This is a genomic window from Lysobacter sp. ESA13C (genome assembly GCF_019970005.1).
Lineage (GTDB): Bacteria > Pseudomonadota > Gammaproteobacteria > Xanthomonadales > Xanthomonadaceae > Lysobacter > Lysobacter antibioticus_B.
On record NZ_JAHXYK010000001.1, the window covers coordinates 643,467 to 667,315 of the forward strand.

The window sequence follows — 23,849 nt, forward strand, 5'->3', positions numbered from 1 at the left end:
GATCTGCGAACTCCTGTTTCTTGTCGGCATATACGCAGGATTTCTATGGTCTAACTGGCCCCTTTTTGCTGAAAGGAGCGCGTTCGAGAAAGCGGTAGGGAGGGGCATTTTTTCAGCAATCGCTACGGCGGTCTGGTTGCTTATCGACTTCTGTGCAGCTGCAGCGTTTCAGCTTGCGATTGGGGGAACCCTTTGATCCGGTCGGCTTGAGAGCGTGTCGCTCAGTTGGTGCAAGAAAAGCAGGCGGTATCGTTCGCGGGCTACGGCGATGAAAGCCGCTTGCCAGCAAGGAGAGCCACGATGAAGCTGTGCGAACACGCGGTGCTGATGGCCGGCTACAACCGCTGGATGAACGACAAGATTTATGCGGCGGCCGCGCGGTTGCCGCACGAGGCGTTGAGCGAAGACCGCGGTGCGTTTTTCGGTTCGGTCCTGGGCACGCTCAATCATTTGCTGGCGGCCGACCTGATCTGGCTGCATCGTTTCGCCAGTTATCATCCGACGCGTTTCGAGGCGCTGGACCCGATTCGCAACATAGCGCCGCCAACCGCCATCGATCAGCAACTGCACGATCGTCTCGCACCCTTGCAGGTGCAGCGAAGCGAGCTCGATGCGCGGATCGAGGATTGGGCCGGGTGCCTGACCGATGCGGATCTCGATCAGGTGTTGGTCTACGCGAACACCAAAGGCGTCGTTTCGCATCGCGACTTCGGCGGCCTGTTGATGCATTTCTTCAATCACCAGACCCATCACCGCGGCCAGGTCACGACCTTGTTGACCCAGGCCGGCGTGGACGTCGGTGCAACCGATTTATTGCTGCTGTTGCCGCAGCACGCGCCGGACTGAAGATCGGGGTTCCGCCGGGCCACAGCGTCCGCGGCATGGCCCGTGACGCGACCTGAATGCGCCGCAAATCCGCATGCAGCGCACGAATCCAGGCCATGCGGATGATGGCTTCGCGTAGAGGGCCGCTGTTGTCGCCACGATAAAGAAACGTTTCGGCACGCCGAGCTCGTATCGTCGTGGTGTCGCATCCTTGCCTTCGGATTGTGCGCACAGTCACGACTCATCCATGCGACTTCGCGCATGCCGTGCGCGTGCTAGCGGCGAGCTGTGCTAATGAAACGTAGGCAGCGCTTGCACGCGCTGCGCTTGCACATGCATGGGTGTCGCGCTTGGCCGTGCGCAAGCCGCGCATGGCGACGACGCGTCGCGATTGCATGGGTATGATGCGGTCCGCCGGATCGTGGGGAGACGATCGCGCCGATCGGCGACGGCTCATACGCAGGATGCTCCATCCATACGCCATTCACTGGCGCGGGCGCAGAGGTTCGTGCCACAGGGGGAACCAGCATGCAGACACCTCGCTTCACCACAACCGCGTTGTGGCTTTCGATCGCACTGACCTTGAGCGCCTGCGGAGGCGGCGGCGGTGGCGACAAGAAAGGCGGCGAAACCGCGCCGGCTCCGGGCACGCCGCCCGGCACGCCGCCGACTACGCCGCCCCCGCCGCCGCCGGGAGCGGCGGCGCTGGAGATCGCTCAACTCGAACTCGCCCAGACCCACGTGCTGCCGGAAGCCGGGCTGAGCTGGACTCTGCGCCAGGCCAAGGAGCGGCTGCATGCGGTCGGCGGGCGCGAAGCGCTCGCACTGCTGCGCCTGTCGGCCGAAAACGCCGGCAATCCGCAGTTGGAAGGCTGGGCCAACGGCGTTCAACTCGGCACCGTTGCGGTGTCCGCTTCGATCCCCGCCACCGAGGCCGGCGGTGCGGCCTATCCGGGCGCGCGTTACAGCGCGAGTTTGCCGGCGGCGTGGTTGGTGCCCGGTTTGCAGTTGCGCGTGCGCGCCGACAATTACCGCGTCGGCGCGTTTCGTTCGCCCACGATCGGCGCCGACAGCCCGGTGACCCTGCGAGTGCTGCCGCTGTATCTGTTCGGCGCGAACGAGAGCAACTCGGTGCCGCTGGCGACCTCCGGCGCGCCCGATGCCGCCACCGTGACCGAGATCTTCGCCAAATGGCCGGTGGCCAGCGTGGTTGCGCAGAACCATCCGGCGCAGCGCGCGGTATGGCCGACCTTGTCGATCGCGCCGAGCGGCGGCAAACCGGCTTATCTGGCGCGCAGCACCGACGACGAACAAGCGGGCTTCCAGGTCATGGGCGCCACCTTGAATCTGCTCGGCGGGCTGCTCGCCGCCAACGGCGAATCCTCCGGGCCGGTGCAGTACTACGCGCCGCTGATCCTGTTCGATGCGGCCGGCAAGCTCAAGCATCCCGGTGGCGGCCTGGGGTCGATCGGCGGCGACACCGGCGTCGGCGATCATGGCTACTCGGGCATCTTCATCCATGAGCAGGGCCATGCGATGGGGTTGCCGCATCAGGGCGGCGCCTACACCGACGGCAAGTACCCCTATCTCGCCGGCAGCTTGAACGGATCGGTCTGGGGCTACGACAGCACGCGCAAGGAGTTCCTGGCGCCGTTCGTACCGGCCACCGCATCGCGTTATCGCAACTGCGCCGGCGATACCTTCGACAGCACGCCGCGACAACTCGATGCGCAGGGCCGCTGCATCAAGCAGGACCCGATGCAGAGCGGTTCCGGCGACGAGGCGCGCGGCTACCGCTTCGCCACCTTCTCCGATTACAGCGTCGCGATGATGCAGCGCCATCTGGAAGGCACCACCTCGACCGACAAGAACGGAGCGCACGTGTACTCCGGCGGCAGCATCGTCGCCGATGCGGCCTTCCCCGGCGGCTACAAGCGTTGGGACGGGATCGACCGGCGCTGGATCGACGTTGCGCCGAAGACCGCCGACAACGGCCTGTACGGCTTCAACCAGGGTTTGCCGGAGCGGCGCGACGTGCCGGTGCAGGCGATCGCGGTCGCTTACAGCCGGGCCGGTACCGCCAACGTTTCGCAGATCTACCCGCCGATCGGTTTTCGCGGCAACCTGCTGCGCTACATCGATCCCACCGATGCGGCGCAGCGTACGAGCATCGTGCCGAACACCGGGACCTATGCGTGGTACTGCCACAACGGCGGCTGCGACTACACCTTGCGCGTGACCTATGCCGATGGCGGCGTGCGCCACGTGCTGCTGCAAGGCGGCTTCCGTCCCTGGTTCGGCCCGACCACCGCGCCGCCGGCCAGCGCCGGCGATCCCAACAACGGCGACAGCTTCCGCACCTGGGTGGTCAACGTGCCCGCCGACAAGGCGATCTCGCGGATCGAGCTGCTGGATTCGCCGAAGGGGTGGGAAGGCCTGCCGGCTGCGCCGACGGTGTTGCTGTCGCGTCAGGTGCCGGCGGTGAGCGCCCGCGCCACCGAAGCCGGCGCGAACGATGCCGCCTGCATCGAGTTGGCGACCGTCGCCGTACCGCTCAAGGCCGCACCGGAGCCGCGTTGCGCCTCCACGCCGCGTCCGGCCGCGTTGCCGGCGAGCGAAGCGTCGGCGCCGCAAGCGGCGGCGGACCTGCGTCTTCGCGCATGGCTCAGCAGCTTGCTCAGGCGTTGACCCCACACGCGACCGATCGTCGCGATGCGCCCTGCCCCGTCCGCAATTGCGGCGGGGCAAGCGCCCTGCGTCGGTACTTCGTGTCCAGGTGAGGTGCAGCGGCGGCTGCTGCGCGCCGTTCGCTCCGGTCAGGCGAGCAAACCAGCGAGTGCCGCCTATCCGCTGCAGGCGTCGCGTATGACCTGCACTTCGCGTTTGACCTCGCTGCCGTCCGGTCGCGCGTCGCCGATGCCGCGCAGCAGGCCGTCGAGCGTCGCCCGCGCCTGCCCCCGCTGCGGCCCGCGGCAACGCACCTGCGCGGCATAGGCCTGCGCGCGCCAGCCGAGCTCGCGCAACTTTTCGTCGGTGGTCGGCAGTTCCGCCAGCGAGTCCAGGTGCGCGAGCGCGGCGGCATCGCCGGACAGCGCCTGCACCTGGGCCAGGTCGAGTTCGGCGTGACGGGTGTTCGGGTGGCGTTCGCCATAACTCTTGCGGGTCAGGCTGACCGCGCGCTGCAAGTGGTCGAGGCCGCGGTCGCGTTGGTCCAGCGCGATCTCGACATCGCCGAGCAGACGCTCGGTGTCGCCGACCAGGCCGTGTTCGGCGCCGAACTCGATCACGCGCAGCGCGCGGATCTCGTCGAGCAGGATCCGCGCCATGGTATTGCGGCCGGTCGCATGCAGCACCGTCGCCTGTGCGAACAAGGCCTCGGCGAGGCGGCCGCGGTCGAGGTGCTTGCGCGAAATCGTCACCGCGTATTCGAGTTCGCTCAGGGCGCGATCGACGTCGCCGCGTTCCCAGGCGATCAGGCCCAGACTGCTGTGCAGGCCGGTCAGATCGGAATGATCGGCGCCCAGACGCGGGGTCAGCACGTTGCGCAGCTGTTCCAGCTCGATCTGCGCCTGCAGGTACTGGCCTTGCTCGATGTGGAAGGCGGCGAGCTGGCGGCGCACGGCCAGGGTGGCCGGATGCTGGCCGCCGTTGACCTCCAGGGCGATCGCCAGCGCTTCCTTGGCATCGCGTTCGGCGTCGTTGAGCTGGCCGAGGTCGTGTCGCAGCGCGGCCAGGTTGCGGCTGATTTCGACCTGCAGCGGGTGGCGATCGCCCACGCTCTGCTGCAGGCGCCGGCGCGCCTGCTCGAAGCCCTGCAGGGCCTGGCGGCTCTGCCCGGCGTCGGCTTGCAGGCTGGCGAGGTCCATCAGGTTCTCGACTTCGACGACGTCGCTGTTCTCGAGCATTTCGCGGCGCAACGCCAGCGAACGTTCGAACAACTGCCGCGCACCCTGGCGCTCGCCGTTGGCCTGCCGGCAGCGGCCGAGTTCGGAATAGAACTCGCTGGCCTGGTTCGGCAATTGCGCCTGTTCGCGCCGGGCCAGATCGAGCCCGGGTTGCATCAGCGCCGCGCATTCGCGCGGCTGAGCGAGCAGGCGCAGCACCTTGCCGCGTTGGGTGATCGATTCCAGGCGCAGGCTTTCGGGGATGTCGTCGTCGGTGCTGGCGATGATGCTGGCCTGGCGGTCGAGCAACGCGCGCGCTTCGTTGTAGTCGCCCAGGCTGGTGCGCATGCGCGCGATCACCCCGAACAGCTCGGCGCGCGCGCGCGGTTGCCGCGCGAGTTCGCGCGTACCGCGGATCACCGAGGCGTCGAGCAGGCCGCGCAGGTCCAGCGCTTCGCCCTCGGGCGTGCCGCGCGCGCTTTCGAACAGGCCGACCATGAAGTCCTGCATGGCCTGGGCGCGGCTGGCTTCGCCGACCGCTTCGCGCGCCTGCCAGGCGACGATGCCTAGCGCGGCGCTGAGCACCAGGGTGACCAGGGCGGCGGTCGCCAAGGCCCAGCGGTGGCGGGCGACGTATTTGTTGAAGCGGTAACGCAGGCTTTGCGCCCGCGCCAGCACCGGCCGGCCGGCTTCGAAACGCTGCAGGTCCAGCGACAACGCTTCCACCGAGGGATAGCGCTGCTCGGGACGCTTGGACAGGGTCTTGAGGACGATGTTGTCGAGATCGCCGCTGAGCTGGCGGGCGAGGCGGCGCACCGAGTTCGGATCGACCTCGGCGTCGTCGGCGTCGACGTAGCGCAGCACCGCCTGCGAAGGCCGCAGCGGATCGGCGGCGAGGATCGCCTCTTCCCACTCGGCGTCGGTCTGGCGCTTCAACCGATAGGGTTTGGAATCGGTGAGCAGCTCGTACAGCACCACGCCGAGCGAATACACGTCGGTCATGGTGGTGACCGGCTCGCCGCGTACCTGTTCGGGCGCGGCGTAGTGCAGGGTGAAGGCGCGCGCGCCGGTGCGGGTCTGCTCGGGCAGCGGCACGTCGTTGCTGTCGAGCAGCTTGGCGATGCCGAAATCGAGCAGGCGCACGTCGCCGGCCGGCGTCACCATGATGTTCGACGGCTTGAGGTCGCGGTGGACGATCAGGTTGGCGTGGGCGTGGCTGACCGCGTCGCAGATCTGCTGGAACATGCGCAGACGCTTGTCGAGCGGCGTGCGCTGGTTACGGCAGTAGTCGGTGATCGGCTCGCCTTCGACGTACTCCAGGGCGAGATAGGGCAGGCCGTCGCGGCTGATGCCGGCATCGAGCAGGCGCGCGATGTGCGGATGCGCCAGGCGGGCGAGGATCTGACGTTCGCGGGTGAAGCGCGTGCGCAGGTTGGTGTCGGCCAGGCCCGGACGCAGCAGCTTCAGCGCGACCCGACGCTGGTACAGGCCGTCGGCGCGCGAGGCCAGCCAGACCTGGCCCATGCCGCCTTCGCCGAGCAGGCTTTCCAGACGGTAGGTGCCGACCTCGACGCCCGGGCGCATGCCGGTGTTCTGCGGCGCGACCAGGGGCTCGGAAAGAAAATCCTCGTGGCCTTCTTCGAGCGCGATCAGCTCGGTGAGCTGGTCGGCCAATTCGGCGTCGTCGGCGCGCAACTCGCTCAGGCGTTCGGCGCGTGCGACCGGGTCCAGCTCGAGCAGCGCGTCGAGCAAAGGGGACAGGCGTTGCCAGCGTTCGGCATCCATGCGCGGTCAGTCGGTTTCGATACGACGGTCGTCGGCGATGTGGATCATGACGATGCGCATGGTGTGCGGGCGCGCTGCGCGGCGGCAGCCGGGGCGATGACGGAACGCGGCAGGCGCGGACCGTGCGTCAGCGGCTGGGCTCGTCTTGCAGCGAGGCCAGCAGGAACAGACGGGCCTTCTGCCAGTCGCGGCGGATGCTGCGCTCGGAGCGTTGCAGCAGCGCGGCGATTTCCAGTTCCGAAAGGCCGGCGAAATAGCGCAGCTCGACCACCTGGGCGAGGCGCTGATCGACGGCGGCCAGTTTGGTCAGCGCGGTGTCCAGACCGAGCGTGTCCTCGTCCAGGCGCAGGCCGCCTTCGACGTCGTCGGGCAACTCGGTGACGCGGTGCAGATCGCCGCCGCGCTTCTGCGCCAAGCGCTGGCGCGCGTAGTCGACGACCACGCTGCGCATCGCCGAGGCGGCGTAGGCGAAGAAATGCGCGCGATCGTCGAACTGCGCTTCGCGCCGGCCGACGAGTTTGAGATAGGCCTCGTGCACCAGCGCGGTCGCGTCCAGGGTCTGGCCGTGCTGGCCGGCGAGCTGGCGCCGCGCCATGGTGTGCAACTCCTGATACAGAGTCGCGAGCACGCGATCGAGTGCGCCGCGATCGCCTTCGCGGGCGGCATCCAACAGGATCGTGATGTCAGCGCTTTCGGCCATATCGCCCCTCGACTCGGTGGAGACTATAGCGCGTTCATCTTCACATGATAGCGATCATGGTGGCATCGCCCGCGCCGCGCCGGCGCCGTTCGTCCGGAACCGGCGCCCGCAACCTGCGGACCGCTGAGGACGAGTCGGCCCGGCGGCGGGCAGCGCCGGGTCGCCGCTTCAGCGTTGGCAGTGCCCGCACCAGACCGTGGTGCGCTGGCCGATGCTGGCCTGTTTGAGCGGCCGTCCGCAGCGCGGGCAGGGTTCGCCGCCGCGGCCGTAGGCCGACAGCTCCTGCTCGAAATAGCCGGGCGCGCCGTCCGGGCTGATGAAGTCTCGCAGGGTCGTGCCGCCGCGCTGGATGGCGTAGGCCAGGATGTCCTTGATCGAGGCCGCGAGCTCGCCGTAGCGGTCGCGCGAGACCTTGCCGGCCGCGCGCAGCGGCGACACCCCGGCTGCGAACAAGGCCTCGGCGACGTAGATGTTGCCTACCCCGACCACCACCCGCTGATCCATCAGGAAGGTCTTCACCGGCGCCTTGCGGCCACGGCTGAGCTCGAACAGGTAGTCGCCGTCGAAGGCGTCCGAGAGCGGCTCCGGGCCGAGGTCGCGCAGCAACTCGTGGGTCTCGCCGGGCGCCTGCCACAGCAGGCAGCCGAAGCGGCGCGGGTCGTTGAAGCGCAGCACCTGGTCGGAATCGAGCAGCAGGTCGACGTGGTCGTGCGCGCGCACCGGCGTGTCCGCGGGCAGCACGCGCAGGCTGCCGGACATGCCCAGGTGCAGCAGGGCGCTGCCGGCGGCGGTGTCGAGCAACAGGTACTTGGCGCGGCGGCGCACCGCGTCGATGCGTTCGCCGGGCAGGGTGTCTTCGATCTGCAGCGGGATCGGCCAGCGCAGGTCGGGGCGGCGCAGGATCGCGGTGACGACGCGGCGGCCTTCCAGATGCGGCGCCAGGCCGCGCCGGGTGGTTTCGACTTCAGGCAATTCAGGCATGCGGCAAGGGTACTATCCCGGCCAGGCCGCGCATCGTTCGAAGGCCGAAACTGGGAGTCGCTTCATGCCGCACGCGCCTGCGTCCGAGGAAGCCGCCGCACACCGGTCACGGCTCGCCGCGAAGGCGCCGGACGAACCGGCCGCGCACCCGCCGGGCCGGCGCCTGCGCAGTTTCGCCAGCGCCGAGATCGACATGGCGCTCGACGCCCTGGGCTGGCGCGGCAATCGCATCCATGCCGGCGTGCACCTGGCGCGCAAGGGGCTGCGGCGGGTCCGCGCCACGCTCGCCCTCGGCGGCGGCGCGCTCGGTCCGGGCGCGGTGTTGGTCGACCGCGAGTTGCGCCGGCTCAACCGCGATTTGTCGGCATTGCGCGACGCCCATGCGCTGGTCGAAACCCTGGACCGTCTGCTGCGCCTGTCGCTCGAGGCCGAGGTCCGCACCCTGTTGCGCCGCGCCCGCCGCCGCGCCGCGCAGGCCCGCGCGCGGGTCGCGCACCAGGCCCGCGCCGACGACCCCGAGCTCGGCGCGCGCCGTTCTTTGTTGCGGGTGTTGCGCGCCGCGCTGCGGGCGCTGCCCTGGGACGGCCTGAAGCCGGAGGACTGGCGCGGGGCGGTCACCGCCAGCCTGGCGCGGGTCGCCCGCGGCGCCGAACGCGCGCGCCGCAGCGGCGTGGACGAGGACTGGCACGACTGGCGCCGGCGTGCGCGGCGGTTGTCGCAGCAGCAACGCGCCCTGAAAGCGGCCAAGCTGGGCCGCGATGCGCCGAAGTTCGACAAACACACGATCGAGCGCCTCGGCGCGGCCCAGGACCTGAACCTGCTGCTCGATCATTGCGGGCGCCGTTCGGTGTTCGGCAAGGCCGACCGCGGCGCCTTGCGGCGCTATGCCGAGGGCGAGCTGGCGCGGTCGCGCGGGGAGATCGTGAATGGGGAAGGGCGCGGCTCGGACTAAGGGCTGTTCCTCGCTGCTGGACCCTCGCCCCAACCCCCTCAGCTTTGCACTTTCTGCGGTCGCCGCGAGCCGGAAAGGGAGTAGGGAGAGGGAGCAAAACGGGTTGGAAGACAGGCTGGGCCGGGCTGCCGCGCCCGCCGGTCGGCGGGCGCCGGCTGAACCCTTTCGGCCGCGCCCGTTGCGGGCGTCCTTGCCCGTTGGAATAAACGACCCCATCACATCGCAGAGCCGTACCGGCGCGAAGGGTCCGCGCCGGGTGGCATCATTTGCTCAGGACCGGCCGCTTCGGGCCGGCCCCCGTGGTCTGTCGGAGTTTCGAAATGCCCGCTTCCCTGATCGATTTCCTTGCCGGCGGCCTGGTCCAGGCCGGCTTCTGGGAACTCGCCGTGTACTTCCTCGCGGTCACCCAGCTCACCATCATGTCGGTGACGCTGTACCTGCATCGCTCGATGGCGCACCGCTCGGTCGATTTTCATCCCGCGCTGGCGCACGTGTTCCGTTTCTGGACCTGGCTGACCACCTCGATGATCACCAAGGAGTGGGCGGCGATCCATCGCAAGCACCACGCCAAGTGCGAGACCGAGGAAGACCCGCACAGCCCGCAGTTCAAGGGCATCGACACGGTCATGTGGCGCGGCGTCGAGCTTTACCGCGAAGCGCGCGGCGAGCGCGAGGACATCGAGAAATACGGCAAGGGCTGCCCGGACGACTGGATCGAACGCAAGCTCTATACGCCGCATGCGACCTTCGGCCCGACCTTGCTGCTGTTCATCAGTTTCGTCCTGTTCGGCTTCGCCGGCGTGGCGATCTGGGCGCTGCAGATGGTGTGGATTCCGTTCTGGGCCGCCGGCGTGGTCAACGGCCTCGGCCATTGGTGGGGCTATCGCAATTTCGAGACCACCGACACCGCGACCAACCTGACCCCGTGGGGCTTCTGGATCGGCGGCGAAGAGCTGCACAACAACCATCACGCCTTCCCGAGCTCGGCCAAGTTCGCCCTGCGCAAGTGGGAGTTCGACATCGGCTGGGCGGCGATTCGCGGCCTGCAGGCCGTGCGCCTGGCCAAGGTGCTGCGCGTCGCGCCGACCCTGGACGTGCGCCCGAACATCGCCATGCCGGACACCGAAACCCTGCGCGCGTTGCTGGCGATCCGCTTCCAGGCGATGACCGACTATTACCGCAGCGTGACCCTGCCGACCCTGCGCGAAGAAGCCGCGCACGCCGGCGACCGCATGCGCACCCTGCCGCGTCGTCTGCGCAAGGGCCTGGCCGACGGCGGCCGCTGGCTCGACGACGGCGCGCGTGCGCGCCTGCAGAGCTGGATCGACGAGCGGCCGCGCATGGCGACCCTGGCCGAATTCCGCCAGCGCCTGGCGCAGGTGCTCGACGACCGTTCGCACGATGCGCAGGCCACCTTGAACCGTCTGCACGCCTGGTGCGTCGACGCCGAGGCCAGCGGCATCCAGTCGCTGCAGGCGTTCTCCGCGCGCATGAAGGGCTACGCGCTGGCGCCGGCGCGCCACTGAGCGTTCGAAGCCGGTTCGCCGGTTGGGTCGTTCCAATAAGAACCCGCGCAGCGATGCGCGGGTTTTTTATTGCCGCACATGCAGCGCGCCGTGCAGGCCGCGACGGCTCGGCCGCCGCCCTGCGCGGCAGCCTCTTCAGGACCGCGACGCCCATCAGCATTTGCCGCCCGGCGAGGGTGTAGCGTGCGCAGAAATGGAGTCGCCGCGCCGGACCGCGTCCCGCGCCGCATAAGGAGATGCCGCATGCGCAGGGACATCGTTGCCCGAGACATCGCTGCCCGGACCATCGCAGCCGTCCGCGCGCCGCTTCCGATTCCCTCTTTCCTGCCTGCCCGTGTCGCCCTGCGCCGCACGCGACCGACGTCATTGCAAGGACGAACCCGCCACCCGTGAACGCGCCGCGCGCCAGGGACGGGGCCGCGCTTCAAGCAAAGGAGACAGAACAGATGAAGGTATTCCGTAGCAAGCGCATCAAGCTGCTCATGCTGGCCTCGTTGTTCGCTGCCGGCATCGGCTTCGGCGTAGCCCAGGCCGACAGTCCCTACCGCGAAGGCTGCCCGCCGAAGGCCGGCTGCAAGTACGGCGGCCAGCGCGTCGGTTGCTGCATGCTGCCCTGAGGATCGCGAACCATGAGGACTTTTCGCAGCACCCGCGTGAAGTACCTGGCGATCGCCGCGCTGTTCGCCGCTTCGGTCGGTTTCGGCGCGGCCCAGGCCGACAACAAGTACGCCGAGGGCTGCGCGCCCAAGGCCGGCTGCCAGTTCGGCGGCAATCGCTTCGCCTGCTGCATGGACGATTCCTGATCCGAGGCGGTCGATGATCCGTGCGCGACCTGCCTTGCGCCGTGCGCACCCGTGTTGCCGGCGTCGCCTGCGCGCCGCCGGCAACCCTGATCGGCCGAGTCGGCAGCGCAGGATCCCGCGATCCGCGGCCCGGACTTGCCTGGCGCCGCCGCCCGCGTCAGGCTGCGCGGCAAAGCCGCCGTTCCCGGCGCCACCCGGTTCCCGTGCATGCGCCGACTGATTGCGATCGCGTTCTGTATTCCGTTCGTCTGCGCGGCCCAGCACGTCGCCTCGACCGGCGACTATTTGTCGCGCATGGACGGCGACCAGGACGGCAAGATCTCGCTGCTCGAGTACCAGGATTGGCTCAGCTACGCCTTCGACGCGATGGACGCCAACCGCGACGGCCAGTTGGATGCGCAGGAGCAGCCCGCGAGCGGCCGCGGCGCACGCGCCGCGCTGTCGCGCGAGCAGCATCGCCTGACCCTGGCCGAGCGTTTCGGCAAACAGGACCGCAACCGCGACGGCTGGCTCGACGCGCGCGAACTGGCCTCGCCCCCGCAGTGATCGCCGGCCTGAACGGCTCGCTGGGCCGAGGCGAACGCTAAGGTCACGAGCGTCGCGTTTCCGGTGCGTTGCGCGATGCGCATCCGGCGAATTCTCCGCAGCCCGTCGCATTGCCCGGATTGCGCAATTGCCGCCGCTGCGCCGCGCGTGATACCTAGTCGCGATGAATTACGCATTGCCCCGCGGCGAACTGGATACGCTGTTCGCCGGCCCCCAATCGGTCACTTCCGAACAACGCCGCGAACTGGCCGAACTGATCGTCGAACGACTGCGCCAGGTCCATGGCGAACGCCTGCTGGCGGTCGCCATGTACGGCTCGACCGCGCGCGACGGCGACGGCCCGTACTCGGACATCGAACTGTGGGCGGTGCTCGACGACGACGCCCTCGGCGCCGACTACGACGAAACCCTGGAATGGGTGCACGGCCGCGGCAAGGCCGAGCTCAACCTGATGTCGCGCACCGCCATCGAGGCCTACGCGCGCGAAGTCGACGAAGGCTGGGCGCTCAGCCACGGCCAGTTCGTGCATGCGCGCGCGCTGTGGATCGCGCCCGACCACGGCGCCCTGGTCGAGACCTTGCGCTCGCTCGCCGCGCATCCGAACGATGAGGCGGTGGACGCGGCCTTGGCCGAAATCGTGGTCGGCGAGCTGTACGAACTGGTCGGCAAGCTGCGCAATCGCTATGCGCGCAAACCGCTGTCCCTGCTCGCCTGCGAGTTCGCCCAGCACCTGGCCTGCCTGATCGGCCTGGCCGAGCGGCACGTGTTCGCATCGAGCGGAACCATGTTCGACGAGGCCGCCGACCTGCCCGGGCCGGACGGCGCGGCGCAATTGTTCGGCCTGGTGGGCCAGGGCGATCTGCGCGACGAAGTGGTGCTGAGCATGGCCGTGGAGCGAGTCTGGACCGGCCTGGAGGAATGGGCGCACGCCGCTTCCTTGAACGACGCGCTGGAACTGCGCTGCGCCGCGTCGGAGCGCTGAGCGGCGCCGATCCGGTACAGTCCGCATCGTCGATGGGACCGCTGCGGGGCGTAACCGGCGCGCCCGCATGAGCGCGACGCGCGTCGCCGCCGGGTCCTGCGCAGTGCCGTCGACAGCGCCGACTCCGGTTTCCCGATCGATCGCCGAGGGCCTCCTGCGATGGGCCGAATGCTGCATCCCTGGTTCGCCGAAGCGCGCCTCGTCGCCGCGCGCGGCGGCGCATGGCGACGCGGCCGGACCCTGTCGGCGGCCGCCGCCGCGGCGATCGTCTTGCCGTTGCTGCTGCGTGGCTGGGGGGGCGATGCCGCGGCCCTGGCCGAGGCCCTGCCGCGCCTGATCGAACGCTTGCCGCTGCCGTTCGGTCTGCTCGCCATCGCTACGGCGTATGCGGTCGCGCGCGGACGCTCGATCGCGCTCGATGAGTACCTGCGCCTGGGGTGGTGGGCGGCGGCGCCGATCGAACCGTCGCGGGCCACGCGCAGCCTGGTCTTGCTGGCCGGCCTGGCGACGCTGGCGGCGATGGCATTCGCGGCGACCGTGCTCGCCGCCTGCGGTGGCGACCGCGCGAGCCTGCGCGCCGCCTACTGGGTCGTCGACGGCGGGCTCGCGCTCGGCGCCGTGCTGGGCCTGTTCGCGGCCCTGCGCCATCGCCGCCATCCGGCGCAGCGTTTGCGCGAAGGCGCGCGCCTGCCGGTGTTCGGCCTGGTCTGGCTCGACGACGCGCGGCTGCCGCACCTCAGCGACTGGCAACGGCGCGAAGGCGTGTTGCGCTGGCGTCGCGGCGGTCACGCCTGGATGATCGGCGCGGTGCTGTTCGGCCTGCCGAGTTCGACCGGCGCGAGCAGCGGCATCGGCGTGTTGCTGATCGCCATCGCGCTGGCCTGGTTCAGTCTGATCCTGCAGGCCTGCGTCGCCGCGACGCTCGATGCCGACGCCCTGCTGGCGAGCACACCGCGCGCGCCGCATCGGCTGGCTCAGGCGGCCTGGCGGTATCCGGCCTTCGCCTTGCTCTGCGCCCTGGCATTCGCGAGCGTCGGCGCTGCGTTGTTGTCGCTGACCTGGCGTGCTGCGCCGGTATTGCTCGCGATCCTGCTCATCCTTTCATGGCCGGCGCTGCTTGCGCTGCGTCCCCTCCTTCACCGGCCTTTGTCGCGATGACCGTCCTGCTCGAACTCGAAGGCCTGCAGCACCGCTACGACGAGCACGCGGTGCTGCACGGCATCGATCTGCGCTTGCAGGCCGGCGAGTTCGCCGCGCTGATCGGTCCGAACGGTTCCGGCAAGACCACCCTGCTGCATTGCCTGGCCGGGCTGCAGCGGGCGAGCGCGGGGCGCGTGTTGATCGGCGGCCACGACCTCGCCCGCGCACCGCTGCAGGCGCGGCGCCTGCTCGGCTTCGCAGTCGACCCGGCGCGTCTGCCGCCGTTGTTGACCGGTCGCGAATGCCTGCGTCTGTTCGCCGGTACGCGCGAGCTCAGCGAAATTCCCGCGCCGACGCTGGCCCTCGCCGAGACCCTGGCGCTGGCGCCGATGCTGGATCGCCGCATCGGCCAATACTCGCTCGGCACCCGCCAGAAACTGGCGATCGCGCTGGGTCTGCTCGGCGAGCCGCCCTTGCTGGTGCTCGACGAACCGCTCAACGGCCTCGACCCGCTCAGCGCCTACGCGCTCAAACGCCATCTGCAGCAGCTAGCTCTCGATCGCGGCACCGCCGTGTTGCTGGCGACCCATTCGCTCGACGTCGCCGAGCGCTTCATCAGCCGCGCGCTGTTGCTGATGGACGGGCGCCTGCGTCGTGATTGGCCGGCCGACGAGCTCGATGCGATCCGCGCCGACCCGCAGCGGTCGCTGGAGCAGTCGATGGTCGAGGCCTTGGCGGACGAGCGGCCGGCAGATGCGGAGTAGTTTGGGGCAGCGGCGCGACGCCATCGTCTTACGGCCGGTGGCGTCGTCGATGCCATTGCGTGGTCGCGGCTCGCGCCGGTCCTACTCAAGAGCGACGCCGCTCCTACCCAAGAGCGACGCCGCTTCAAGGGTAGGCCCACGGGGATTTCCTTCGGTCGCAAGCCGCGACCGCGATCCCGCAAACATCGGCGCTACCGATGAGCCCCGGCTCCGGATGCGCCACCCAACTGCTACCATGCCCCCGTTGCAGAAGAGTGGCGCCGGCCGAAGGCCGCTGCCCGCCGAAGGCGCAGGCTCCCATAATCGCTCAGGCTCGGCCCTTCATCGGCCGGAACACTGCAACGAACACGCCGATCTGGAGAGAGGCCGCGACGCGGCCCACCGAAGGGGCAAGCGGCCGCTGTCGCGACAGCGCGCCGCCCAAACTCTCAGGTAAAAGGACAGCGGGAGCGGCACCGCGGCCTTCGGGCCACGGAGACAGGCAAGCGCATGCGGCTCACGGCCGCGCCTGCGCTTGCCGTGCCGCCCGGCCGCGTCCTCATCGCAGCGGCGCGCTCGCGTCTTCGTGCCCGGCCGCGGTTCATTCGTGCCCGCCCGACGGAGAACCGCCGTGTTGCTGCAACTGATCTATCTCATCGCCATCAGCGCCGAAGCCATGACCGGCGCGCTCGCCGCCGGCAAGCGGCGCATGGACCTGTTCGGCGTCGTCATCATCGCCAGCGTCACCGCGCTCGGTGGCGGCTCGCTGCGCGACATCGTGCTCGGCCACTACCCGCTCGGTTGGGTGCGGCATCCCGAGTACCTGGGCTACACCATCGGCGCGGCGATCGCCGCGACCTTCCTGGCCAAGAAACTGCACCGCTTGCGCCGCGCCTTCCTCTGGCTGGATGCGCTCGGCCTGATCGCCTTCACCCTGATCGGCTGTTCGGTCGCGCGCGAAGGCGGGCACGCGCCGGTCATCGTCGTCATCGCCGGCATGTTGACCGGCGCGTTCGGCGGCGTGTTGCGCGACGTGCTGTGCAACGAGATCCCGCTGGTGTTCCAGCGCGAGTTGTACGCGGTGATTTCGCTGCTGACCGGCGTGGCCTATCTGGCGATGCTGCGCTTCGGCGTCGCCGAGAACCTGAGCGTGCTGCTCTGCCTCGGCGGCGGCTTCGCCCTGCGCCTGTTGGCGATCCGCTACGAGTGGGAGATGCCGAAGTTCGTTTATCAGTGAGCGTCGGCGCAGCCTGCGCTGCAGAGCTCGCTCAAGCGTCTTCGGACAGCGCCTGCGCGACCCGTTCGCGGATGGCCGGCACCAGCTCGCGTTCGAACCAGGGGTTGCGCTTGAGCCAGAGATTGTTGCGCGGGCTCGGATGCGGCAGCGCCACCGTATGCGGCCAGCGCTCGCGCCAGGACGCGACCGCGGCGGTCAACGTGTCGCCGGCGTCGGGCAGGTGATAGGCCTGCGCGTACTGGCCGATGACCAGGGTCAGGCGCAGCCGCTGGAACTGCGCCAGCAGACGCCGGCGCCAGGCCGGCGCGCACTCGGGCCGCGGCGGCAGGTCGCCGGACTTCGTGGTGCCGGGATAGCAGAAGCCCATCGGCAGGATCGCCACCTGGTCAGCGTCGTAGAAGCGTTCGCGATCCAGACCGAGCCAGGCGCGCAGGCGTTCGCCGCTGGCGTCGTCGAAGGGCAGGCCGCTCGCATGCACCTTGCGGCCGGGCGCCTGTCCGGCGATCAGGATGCGCGACTGCGCGCTCATCTGCAGCACCGGCCGCGGGCCATCGGGCAGATGCGCGGCGCACAGCCTGCACGCGCGAACGTCGGCGAGCAGGGCGGCAAGGGATTCCATCGGCATCGGTTCCGGCAAGAAGGCGGCGGCGGTCGGCTTTGCGCGAGCAAGCAGCGGCCGAGTGTTGGTCGCGGCGCAAAACCCTGTCAAGCCGCGAACCCGCAGCGCAGGGCGGCAGCGCAAAAGACGACGCCGGCGCGAGGCCGGCGTCGTCGTTGCAGCGCTAGCGGGCGGAGACGTTATGCAGTGATGTCGCGGTCCTTGGTTTCCGGCAGGAACAAGGCGCCGATCACCACCGTCATGGCGGCGACGATGATCGGATACCACAGGCCGCTGTAGATGTTGCCGGTGGCGGCGACGATGGCGAACGCGGTGAACGGCAGGAAGCCGCCGAACCAGCCGTTGCCGATGTGGTACGGCAGCGACATCGAGGTGTAGCGGATGCGGGTCGGGAACAACTCGACCAGCCAGGCGGCGATCGGGCCGTAGACCATCGTCACCAGCAGCACCAGGAAGGTCAGCAGCGCGATCACCATCGGCTTGTTGATCTGCGCCGGGTCGGCCTTGGCCGGATAGCCCGCGGTCTGCAGCGCTTCGCTCAATTGCTTGCCGAAGGCTTCCGACTGCGTCTTGAAGGCGGCGCCGTCGAGCGATTCGCCTTCGAAGCTGCTCAGGCTGGCGCCGCCGATGCTGACCGTGGCGACGCTGCCGGCCGGGCCGGCCGCGTTGACGTAGGGAATGCCCTTCTTGGCCAGCGCCGACTTGATGATGTCGCAGGACTGCTTGAAGGTCGCCTTGCCGACCGGGTCGAACTGGAACGCGCAACGATCCGGATCGGCGGTGACGGTGACCGGCGAGGCGGCGACCGCGGCTTCCAGCGCCGGGTTGACGTTATGGGTGAGCGCCTTGAACACCGGGAAGTAGGTGAACACCGCGATCAGGCAGCCGGCCAGCACGATCTTCTTGCGGCCGATCTTGTCCGACAGCCAGCCGAAGAAGATGAAGCCGCCGGTGGCCAGGGCCAGGGCGATCGCGATGAAGATATCGGCCTGGTTCGGGTCCATGCCGAGGGTCTTGGTGAGGAAGAACAGCGAGTAGAACTGGCCGCCGTACCAGACCACGGCCTGGCCGGCGGTGGCGCCGAGCAGGGCGAACAGGGCGATCTTGCCGTTCTTGGAGAAGAAGCTCTCGGTGATCGGCGCCTTGGAGGTCTTGCCTTCGGCCTTCATCTGCTGGAACAGCGGCGATTCGGCCAATTGCATGCGGATCCACACCGACACGCCGAGCAGGATCACCGAGAACCAGAACGGGATGCGCCAGCCCCAGGACTCGAAATCTTCCTTGCCGAGGTAATTGCGGCAGGCCCAGATCACCAGCAGCGACAGGAACAGACCGAGCGTTGCGGTGGTCTGGATGAAGCTGGTGTACAGGCCGCGCTTGCCGTTGGGCGCATGCTCGGCGACGTAGGTCGCCGCGCCGCCGTACTCGCCGCCGAGCGCCAGGCCCTGCAACAGCCGCAAGGTGATCAGGATGACCGGCGCTGCGATGCCCAGGGTGGCGTAACTGGGCAGGATGCCGACCAGGAAGGTCGCCAGGCCCATGATCACGATGGTGACCAGGAAGGTGTACTTGCGTCCGATCATGTCGCCGAGGCGGCCGAACACCAGCGCGCCGAACGGCCGCACCGCGAAACCGGCGGCGAAGGCGAGCAGGGCGAAGATGAATTGGCTGGTCTCGTTCAAACCGCCGAAGAACTGCTTGCCGATGATCACGGCGAGCGAACCGTAGAGGTAGAAGTCGTACCACTCGAACACGGTGCCGAGGCTGGAGGCGAAGATGACCTTCTTGTGGTCCTTGGTCAGCGGCGTGCTTTGCGGCGCTGCGTTTGCGGTGATGCTGGACATGTCTGTTCCCCCGAACAGTGGAGAGGAGCGGGCCGGGACCCGCCGGGGCGATTCTTTCTATACTGCTGTCGCGACTTTCCGATCAGAAGCTGTACTTGACGTGGGTCTGCAGGCGGTTGATCTCGCCGCGGTCGCCGCTTTCGATCTCGCGCTGGCCCCAGATGTACTCGGCACCCAGGTCGAGTTTCGGGATCGGGGTATAGATCAGGTTGATGTGGGCCGATTGCGCCGACTTGGTGATGCCCAGGCCGGTCAATGCGGTCTTGTTGTCGTACTCGGCGCGCGAATAGAACAGGTTGCCGCGCAGCTTCGGGGTGAACGCGTGGCGCCAGCCGACGAAGCCCGAGACCAGGTCGATGTTTTCCAGGTCGCCGCTGGCGTCGAGCACGGCGTCGTTGTTGAGCGCCAGGCCGACGTAGCGCCCGATGCCGCTGCCGGTGGTGACCATGTAGCGCAGATCGTCCTTGGCGCCGAGGTTCCACTTGCCCGACAGGCTCAGGCCGTAGCCGGTGTTGCTGTCGTTGATGCGACCGGACTGGTACTTGAGCTGGCGGGCGAGCGCGCCGACGCTGAAGTGGCCCCAATCGCCCTTGGCGGTGTAGCGCGCGGTCACGTCCGGCACCGCGCCGTCGTCGCCGGCGACCTGGGCCATGTTGCCGCGGAACGGCGTGTACACGGTTTCCGGGTTCTCGATCGAGAACGACCACGGGCCGCTGGTGTAGCGCAATTGCGCCTGGCGCACGAACACCGTGCCCTCGGTGGGGCCGAGGAAGTCGACCGTGTCCGGCAACGCCGCGGTGTCCTGGAAGTTCGACCAGGCCTGGCCGGCCATCCACTTGTTCCAGGTCACGTAGGCCTGGCGCAGCGTCAGCGCGTAAGTGTTGGTGGCGACCTCGCTGCCGGTGAAGGCGGTGCTGCCGCCGCCGTAGAGGTCGAATTCCAGATAGCCCTTGAGCTTGTCGCCGCTTTCCAGGTCGGTGTCGGCGGCGAACCAGAAGCGCGAGAAGTTCGCGCCCATGTCGGTGTCGCTGCCGCCTTCGCGGGTGGCCGCGCCGCCGACCGGAATCGCCTTGGGCACGTAGAACAGGCGTCCGACCGAACCGTCGGCGATGTCGCCGTCGTTGGTCTGGGTGACCGAGGCGTCGAGCTTGATGAAACCGCCGTAGCTGAAACGGGTGCCGGGGTTGCCGGCGGTCGAGATCGGCGTGCTCTGGATGCCGGGCTTGGCCGGCGTCGCCGCGACCGCGGCCGGCGCGGCGGCCTGTGCGGCCTTGACCTCGGTGACCTGGGTCTGCACCTGCTGCTGTTGCGAGACCAGTTGCTGGACCATGCGTTCGAGTTCGGCGACGCGCGTTTCGAGTTCTTTTTCCTTTGCCGTCTGCGCGAAAGCTAGGCCGGGCAGCGCCAGGGCGACCAGCAAGGCCGCGGCCAGGGGCCGCCGTCGCATCGCCGCGCGCCGCGGTGCCGTGCGTGTGAGCACACTAGTGAACGTCATGATTCCCTCCCGAGGAACGCCGCGCGGTACGTGCGGCTGCGGCCAGCCTGCGCGCGGCCGAGACGGCTTCACCATTCGCCATTGGTCGTAACGGCGCGATTCAGTTCTCCATTTACGACCAAGTTACGACCAAGGTCTAAATGGGTGCCGCAGCGGCGGTCGCGATGAATGCGGCAAACTGGGAAGCCCGACGGGTCGAGGGCGGGGATTGCGGATTCGGGATTCGTAAGCTGCGATGATGGCTTGGTCGATTCTCGAATCCCCAATCCCGAATCCCAGCCGTCTTACGGAGCCCCCACTCATGACTCACCCCGTCACCGTCTACCCGACCGACGCGGACTTCGCTGCGAAGTCGCGCTACCGGCGCGAAGACTACGAACGTCTCTACGCCGAATCGGTCGCCGACCCCGACGCGTTCTGGGGCGGCGTGGCCAAGCGCCTGGACTGGTTCAAGGCGCCGACCAAGGTCAAGAACGTCAGCTTCGATCTGGCCGACTTCCACATCCACTGGTACGAGGACGGCGAGCTCAACGCCAGCGTCAATTGCCTCGACCGCCATCTGGCCGAGCGCGGCGACAAGACCGCGTTGCTGTTCGAGCACGACGATCCGAACCTGCCGGCCGAGCACATCACCTATCGCGAGCTGCATGCGCGCGTGTGCCGCCTGGCCAATGCGCTGCGCAACCTCGGCGTCAAGAAGGGCGACCGCATCACCATCTACCTGCCGATGATTCCCGAGGCCGTGGTGGCGATGCTCGCCTGCGCGCGCGTCGGCGCGATCCACTCGGTGGTGTTCGGCGGCTTCGCCCCGAACTCGATCGCCGACCGCGTCGCCGACTGCGCCAGCAAGCTCGTCATCACCGCCGACGAAGGCCTGCGCGGCAGCAAGAAGATTCCGCTCAAGGCCAACGTCGATGCGGCCCTGAAGCTGCCCGGCACCAACTCGGTCGAAACCGTGCTGGTGGTGCGCCACACCGGTGCCGCGGTCGACATGCAAATGCCGCGCGACCGCTGGTACGACGCGGTGGTCGAAGGCCAGCCGGAAACCTGCGAGCCCGAGCGCATGAACGCGGAAGACCCGTTGTTCATCCTCTATACCTCCGGCAGCACCGGCAAGCCTAAGGGCGTGCTGCACACCACCGGCGGTTACCTGGTCTATGCCAGCTTCACCCACGAAGCGGTGTTCGACCTGCGCGAAGACGACATCTATTGGTGCACCGCCGACGTCGGCTGGGTCACCGGTCACAGTTACATCGTTTATGGCCCGCTCGCCAACGGCGCCACCGCGCTGGTGTTCGAGGGCGTGCCGAACTATCCGGACGTGTCGCGTTTCTGGAACGTGATCGACAAGCACAAGGTGAGCGTGTTCTACACCGCGCCGACCGCGATCCGTGCGCTGATGCGCGACGGCGACGAGCCGGTCAAGAAGACCTCGCGCGCCTCGCTGCGTCTGCTCGGCACGGTCGGCGAGCCGATCAACCCCGAAGCCTGGCGTTGGTATTACGAGGTCGTCGGCGATTCGCGTTGCCCGATCGTCGACACCTGGTGGCAGACCGAGACCGGCGGCATCCTGATCACCCCGTTGGCCGGCGCGATCGACCTCAAGCCCGGTTCGGCGAGCAAGCCCTTCTTCGGCGTGCAGCCGGCCCTGGTCGACGCCAACGGCGGCGAGCTCGCAGGCGAGGCCGAAGGCAATCTGGTGCTGAAGGATTCCTGGCCGGGGCAGATGCGCACCGTCTACGGCGACCACCCGCGTTTCATCGAGACCTATTTCAAGACTTACCCCGGCAGCTACTTCACCGGCGACGGCTGCCGCCGCGATGCCGACGGCTATTACTGGATCACCGGGCGCGTCGACGACGTCATCAACGTCAGCGGCCACCGCATCGGCACCGCCGAAGTCGAGAGCGCCCTGGTCTCGCACCCCAAGGTCGCCGAAGCGGCGGTGGTCGGTTTCCCGCACGACCTCAAGGGCCAGGGCATCTACGCCTACGTGACCCTGATCGCCGGCGAAGCGCAGAACGACGAATTGCGCAAGGAACTGGTGGCCTGGGTGCGCAAGGAGATCGGCCCGATCGCCACGCCCGACCATCTGCAGTGGGCGCCGGGCCTGCCGAAGACCCGTTCGGGCAAGATCATGCGCCGCATCCTGCGCAAGATCGCCGAGAACGCGCCGGATCAGTTGGGCGACACCAGCACGCTCGCCGACCCGTCGGTGGTCGAGAGCCTGGTGAGCGAGCGACTGGGGCGGTAAGCGCGTTGCCAGCGGGCACGGCCGTTGTGCGGCCGTGCCGATGGGGTGGCGGTAACAGCAACAGCAACAGCAAATCCCCCCTGCCCCCCTTTTTCAAAGGGGGGATTCGGTAGGAAGGTGATTCCCGGGTTGGGTGATTCGTGAGCGAGGCTGCAAATAGCCTTGCTTGGGCAGCTCAAGCTCCACTTCGAGTTCCACCTCAAGCTCCACCTCAAGTTCCACCTCAAGCGTCAGCTCAAGCTGGCATTGGTATACCCGTGCTGTTGCTGTTCCCCCCTTTGAAAAAGGGGGGCAGGGGGGATTTGCTTCGGCTTTCGCCTTCAATCTTGACTCACGATCCCAGGCAAACGCTTGGACACGACGCGATATATCTCCTCCATCACCGCAGCCGTTTCCCTGAGCACTTGCAGGTTGTCGAACCGGATTACCTGCAACCCCAGCCTCTCCAACGCAGCCGTCCGCCGCGCATCCGCCGCCAGGCCTGAATCGGTGGCGTGCTGCGAGCCATCGACTTCGACGATCAGCCCCGCCGCCGGCGCATAAAAGTCGACCACATAACGCAGCAACGGCTTCTGCCGGTAGAACTGCACGCCGAGCATCTGCTTGCGCCGCAACAGCCGCCACAACCGCTGTTCGGCGGCGCTGGCACCGCCTCGCAGGCGGCGTGCGGGCGTTCTGAGACCGGGTTCATACGAATGCATACCCACATTTCACCCGCCTTCACCCATCGTCCAATAGCGGACGAACCCCCTGTACGACGTAAGATTCCTGCCATGTACGTCGTCCGCAGCACCCTTCCCCCGACCAGGCCCGCCCCATGCCGACCCTGCTGATCGCCGACGACCACCCGCTGTTCCGCGAAGCCTTGCGCGGCGCGGTCGCGCGGGTGCTGCCGGACGCGGCCCTGCGCGAAGCCGACAGCGTCGATGCGCTGTACGCGCTGGTCGAGGCCGAATCCGACGCCGATCTGTTGCTGCTCGACCTCAACATGCCCGGCGCGCAAGGCTTCAGCGCGCTCGTGCATCTGCGCGCGCTGCATCCGCAGTTGCCGATCGTGGTGGTGTCGGCGCGCGAGGAGCCGGCGACGATGCGCCGCGCGCTGGATCACGGCGCGGTCGGTTTCATTCCCAAGTCCGCCGACGCGGCGACGCTCGGCGCGGCGCTGACCACGGTGCTCGACGGCGACCGTTGGGCGCCGGCCGCCGCCTTCGCCGCGCCGGCCGCGAATGCCGACGAACACGAAGCCGCGCAACGCCTGCGCGACCTCACCCCGCAGCAGTTCCGCGTTCTGCAGATGCTCGGCGCCGGCCTGCTCAACAAACAGATCGGCTACGAACTCGGCGTCTCCGAAGCGACGGTCAAGGCCCACGTCACCGCGATCCTGCGCAAGCTCGGCGCCAACAACCGCACCCAGGCGGTGCTGATCGCCGGCCGTCTCGCCCTCGATCCCAGCGCGATCGTGCCGCCGCCGGAAGAGGTCGAGTAAGCGGGTTCACCGGCGACCACCGCTCGCCGCTTGCGCGCACTCGAACC

The 23,849-nt window shown here is 68.5% G+C and carries 20 protein-coding genes and 2 riboswitches; of the genes, 13 read left to right on the forward strand and 7 right to left on the reverse strand.

Translation table 11 applies throughout. From position 1 onward, the window contains the following. Positions 1 to 300: 300 nt before the first annotated feature. Both LC490_RS02880 and LC490_RS02885 read left to right on the forward strand, forming a co-directional pair. Positions 301 to 846: a DinB family protein gene (locus LC490_RS02880; RefSeq protein ID WP_223619232.1), complete on the forward strand. Its 546-nt coding sequence runs from the start codon at positions 301 to 303 to the stop codon at positions 844 to 846. A gap of 507 nt (positions 847 to 1,353) precedes the next feature. Beyond that, positions 1,354 to 3,513 (forward strand): M66 family metalloprotease, encoded by a 2,160-nt coding sequence (locus tag LC490_RS02885; protein WP_223619233.1) that lies wholly within the window; start codon positions 1,354 to 1,356, stop codon positions 3,511 to 3,513. Between the two features lie 155 nt (positions 3,514 to 3,668). On the opposite strand, the gene LC490_RS02890 is transcribed toward LC490_RS02885, so the two are convergent. From LC490_RS02890 to mutM, 3 genes are all read right to left on the reverse strand, one after another. Further along, positions 3,669 to 6,494 carry a serine/threonine-protein kinase gene (locus LC490_RS02890; protein WP_223619234.1) on the reverse strand — a complete coding sequence of 942 codons (2,826 nt, stop codon included), beginning with the start codon at positions 6,492 to 6,494 and terminating at the stop codon, positions 3,669 to 3,671. Between the two features lie 127 nt (positions 6,495 to 6,621). Beyond that, on the reverse strand, positions 6,622 to 7,194 hold the full coding sequence (locus tag LC490_RS02895; protein WP_031370611.1) for an ECF-type sigma factor: 573 nt from the start codon (positions 7,192 to 7,194) through the stop codon (positions 6,622 to 6,624). Between the two features lie 168 nt (positions 7,195 to 7,362). Continuing rightward, positions 7,363 to 8,175, reverse strand: a complete 813-nt coding sequence (gene mutM / locus LC490_RS02900; protein WP_223619235.1) for a bifunctional DNA-formamidopyrimidine glycosylase/DNA-(apurinic or apyrimidinic site) lyase — start codon at positions 8,173 to 8,175, stop codon at positions 7,363 to 7,365. Between the two features lie 64 nt (positions 8,176 to 8,239). Here mutM and LC490_RS02905 point away from each other — a divergent pair, with 64 nt between their 5' ends. The 9 genes from LC490_RS02905 to LC490_RS02945 all read left to right on the forward strand — a co-directional run bounded on the left by LC490_RS02905 (position 8,240) and on the right by LC490_RS02945 (position 16,104). Continuing rightward, the gene (locus tag LC490_RS02905; protein ID WP_223619236.1) at positions 8,240 to 9,127 is read left to right on the forward strand and encodes a CHAD domain-containing protein; all 888 of its coding nucleotides are present in this window, start codon (positions 8,240 to 8,242) and stop codon (positions 9,125 to 9,127) included. Positions 9,128 to 9,447: 320 nt separating this feature from the next. Beyond that, a complete protein-coding gene (locus LC490_RS02910) occupies positions 9,448 to 10,653 on the forward strand; it encodes a fatty acid desaturase (RefSeq protein WP_031370614.1) in 1,206 nt (401 codons plus the stop codon). Between the two features lie 446 nt (positions 10,654 to 11,099). Further along, positions 11,100 to 11,270, forward strand: a complete 171-nt coding sequence (locus tag LC490_RS02915; protein ID WP_161786072.1) for a hypothetical protein — start codon at positions 11,100 to 11,102, stop codon at positions 11,268 to 11,270. 12 nt (positions 11,271 to 11,282) lie between these two features. Continuing rightward, positions 11,283 to 11,456 carry a hypothetical protein gene (locus tag LC490_RS02920; RefSeq protein ID WP_161786073.1) on the forward strand — a complete coding sequence of 58 codons (174 nt, stop codon included), beginning with the start codon at positions 11,283 to 11,285 and terminating at the stop codon, positions 11,454 to 11,456. Between the two features lie 207 nt (positions 11,457 to 11,663). Next, positions 11,664 to 12,002 carry a hypothetical protein gene (locus LC490_RS02925; RefSeq protein WP_031370615.1) on the forward strand — a complete coding sequence of 113 codons (339 nt, stop codon included), beginning with the start codon at positions 11,664 to 11,666 and terminating at the stop codon, positions 12,000 to 12,002. A gap of 163 nt (positions 12,003 to 12,165) precedes the next feature. Further along, positions 12,166 to 12,984 (forward strand): kanamycin nucleotidyltransferase C-terminal domain-containing protein, encoded by an 819-nt coding sequence (locus tag LC490_RS02930; protein WP_031370616.1) that lies wholly within the window; start codon positions 12,166 to 12,168, stop codon positions 12,982 to 12,984. A gap of 168 nt (positions 12,985 to 13,152) precedes the next feature. Next, positions 13,153 to 14,142, forward strand: coding sequence for a hypothetical protein (locus tag LC490_RS02935; RefSeq protein WP_223619237.1), 990 nt, complete (start codon positions 13,153 to 13,155; stop codon positions 14,140 to 14,142). Beyond that, on the forward strand, positions 14,139 to 14,888 hold the full coding sequence (locus LC490_RS02940; RefSeq protein ID WP_223619238.1) for an ABC transporter ATP-binding protein: 750 nt from the start codon (positions 14,139 to 14,141) through the stop codon (positions 14,886 to 14,888). Before LC490_RS02935 ends, LC490_RS02940 begins: the two co-directional genes overlap by 4 nt. 237 nt (positions 14,889 to 15,125) lie before the next feature. Continuing rightward, positions 15,126 to 15,233: riboswitch (glycine riboswitch) on the forward strand. After that, positions 15,234 to 15,340: riboswitch (glycine riboswitch) on the forward strand. It begins immediately after the preceding riboswitch. Between the two features lie 158 nt (positions 15,341 to 15,498). Beyond that, the gene (locus LC490_RS02945) at positions 15,499 to 16,104 is read left to right on the forward strand and encodes a trimeric intracellular cation channel family protein (RefSeq protein ID WP_057972042.1); all 606 of its coding nucleotides are present in this window, start codon (positions 15,499 to 15,501) and stop codon (positions 16,102 to 16,104) included. A gap of 31 nt (positions 16,105 to 16,135) precedes the next feature. On the opposite strand, the gene LC490_RS02950 is transcribed toward LC490_RS02945, so the two are convergent. The 3 genes from LC490_RS02950 to LC490_RS02960 all read right to left on the reverse strand — a co-directional run bounded on the left by LC490_RS02950 (position 16,136) and on the right by LC490_RS02960 (position 20,062). Beyond that, positions 16,136 to 16,723 carry a uracil-DNA glycosylase family protein gene (locus LC490_RS02950; RefSeq protein WP_223619239.1) on the reverse strand — a complete coding sequence of 196 codons (588 nt, stop codon included), beginning with the start codon at positions 16,721 to 16,723 and terminating at the stop codon, positions 16,136 to 16,138. 179 nt (positions 16,724 to 16,902) lie between these two features. Then, on the reverse strand, positions 16,903 to 18,567 hold the full coding sequence (locus LC490_RS02955) for an MFS transporter (protein WP_223619240.1): 1,665 nt from the start codon (positions 18,565 to 18,567) through the stop codon (positions 16,903 to 16,905). A gap of 82 nt (positions 18,568 to 18,649) precedes the next feature. Next, a complete protein-coding gene (locus LC490_RS02960; RefSeq protein ID WP_223619241.1) occupies positions 18,650 to 20,062 on the reverse strand; it encodes a DcaP family trimeric outer membrane transporter in 1,413 nt (470 codons plus the stop codon). A gap of 301 nt (positions 20,063 to 20,363) precedes the next feature. On the opposite strand from LC490_RS02960, the gene acs reads away from it, so the two are divergent. Beyond that, complete coding sequence (gene acs / locus LC490_RS02965) at positions 20,364 to 22,316, forward strand: acetate--CoA ligase (RefSeq protein WP_223619242.1); 1,953 nt, start codon at positions 20,364 to 20,366, stop codon at positions 22,314 to 22,316. A 320-nt stretch (positions 22,317 to 22,636) separates the two neighbouring features. On the opposite strand, the gene LC490_RS02970 is transcribed toward acs, so the two are convergent. Further along, a complete protein-coding gene (locus LC490_RS02970) occupies positions 22,637 to 23,017 on the reverse strand; it encodes an endonuclease domain-containing protein (RefSeq protein WP_223619243.1) in 381 nt (126 codons plus the stop codon). Between the two features lie 116 nt (positions 23,018 to 23,133). Between LC490_RS02970 and LC490_RS02975 the strand changes: the two genes are divergently transcribed. Then, positions 23,134 to 23,802: a response regulator transcription factor gene (locus LC490_RS02975; RefSeq protein WP_031370625.1), complete on the forward strand. Its 669-nt coding sequence runs from the start codon at positions 23,134 to 23,136 to the stop codon at positions 23,800 to 23,802. Positions 23,803 to 23,849 lie beyond the last annotated feature (47 nt).

Bases quoted from the DNA above. Each gene is read 5' to 3' on its own strand.
- LC490_RS02910 (WP_031370614.1), top strand. From the start codon at position 9,448: ATGCCCGCTTCCCTGATCGATTTCCTTGCCGGCGGCCTGGTCCAGGCC.
- LC490_RS02960 (WP_223619241.1), bottom strand. From the start codon at position 20,062: ATGACGTTCACTAGTGTGCTCACACGCACGGCACCGCGGCGCGCGGCG.
- LC490_RS02975 (WP_031370625.1), top strand. From the start codon at position 23,134: ATGCCGACCCTGCTGATCGCCGACGACCACCCGCTGTTCCGCGAAGCC.
- LC490_RS02895 (WP_031370611.1), bottom strand. From the start codon at position 7,194: ATGGCCGAAAGCGCTGACATCACGATCCTGTTGGATGCCGCCCGCGAA.
- LC490_RS02970 (WP_223619243.1), bottom strand. From the start codon at position 23,017: ATGCATTCGTATGAACCCGGTCTCAGAACGCCCGCACGCCGCCTGCGA.
- LC490_RS02890 (WP_223619234.1), bottom strand. From the start codon at position 6,494: ATGGATGCCGAACGCTGGCAACGCCTGTCCCCTTTGCTCGACGCGCTG.
- LC490_RS02925 (WP_031370615.1), top strand. From the start codon at position 11,664: ATGCGCCGACTGATTGCGATCGCGTTCTGTATTCCGTTCGTCTGCGCG.
- LC490_RS02915 (WP_161786072.1), top strand. From the start codon at position 11,100: ATGAAGGTATTCCGTAGCAAGCGCATCAAGCTGCTCATGCTGGCCTCG.
- LC490_RS02955 (WP_223619240.1), bottom strand. From the start codon at position 18,567: ATGTCCAGCATCACCGCAAACGCAGCGCCGCAAAGCACGCCGCTGACC.
- LC490_RS02905 (WP_223619236.1), top strand. From the start codon at position 8,240: ATGCCGCACGCGCCTGCGTCCGAGGAAGCCGCCGCACACCGGTCACGG.
- mutM (WP_223619235.1), bottom strand. From the start codon at position 8,175: ATGCCTGAATTGCCTGAAGTCGAAACCACCCGGCGCGGCCTGGCGCCG.
- LC490_RS02920 (WP_161786073.1), top strand. From the start codon at position 11,283: ATGAGGACTTTTCGCAGCACCCGCGTGAAGTACCTGGCGATCGCCGCG.
- LC490_RS02885 (WP_223619233.1), top strand. From the start codon at position 1,354: ATGCAGACACCTCGCTTCACCACAACCGCGTTGTGGCTTTCGATCGCA.
- LC490_RS02880 (WP_223619232.1), top strand. From the start codon at position 301: ATGAAGCTGTGCGAACACGCGGTGCTGATGGCCGGCTACAACCGCTGG.
- LC490_RS02935 (WP_223619237.1), top strand. From the start codon at position 13,153: ATGCTGCATCCCTGGTTCGCCGAAGCGCGCCTCGTCGCCGCGCGCGGC.
- LC490_RS02940 (WP_223619238.1), top strand. From the start codon at position 14,139: ATGACCGTCCTGCTCGAACTCGAAGGCCTGCAGCACCGCTACGACGAG.
- LC490_RS02930 (WP_031370616.1), top strand. From the start codon at position 12,166: ATGAATTACGCATTGCCCCGCGGCGAACTGGATACGCTGTTCGCCGGC.
- acs (WP_223619242.1), top strand. From the start codon at position 20,364: ATGACTCACCCCGTCACCGTCTACCCGACCGACGCGGACTTCGCTGCG.
- LC490_RS02950 (WP_223619239.1), bottom strand. From the start codon at position 16,723: ATGGAATCCCTTGCCGCCCTGCTCGCCGACGTTCGCGCGTGCAGGCTG.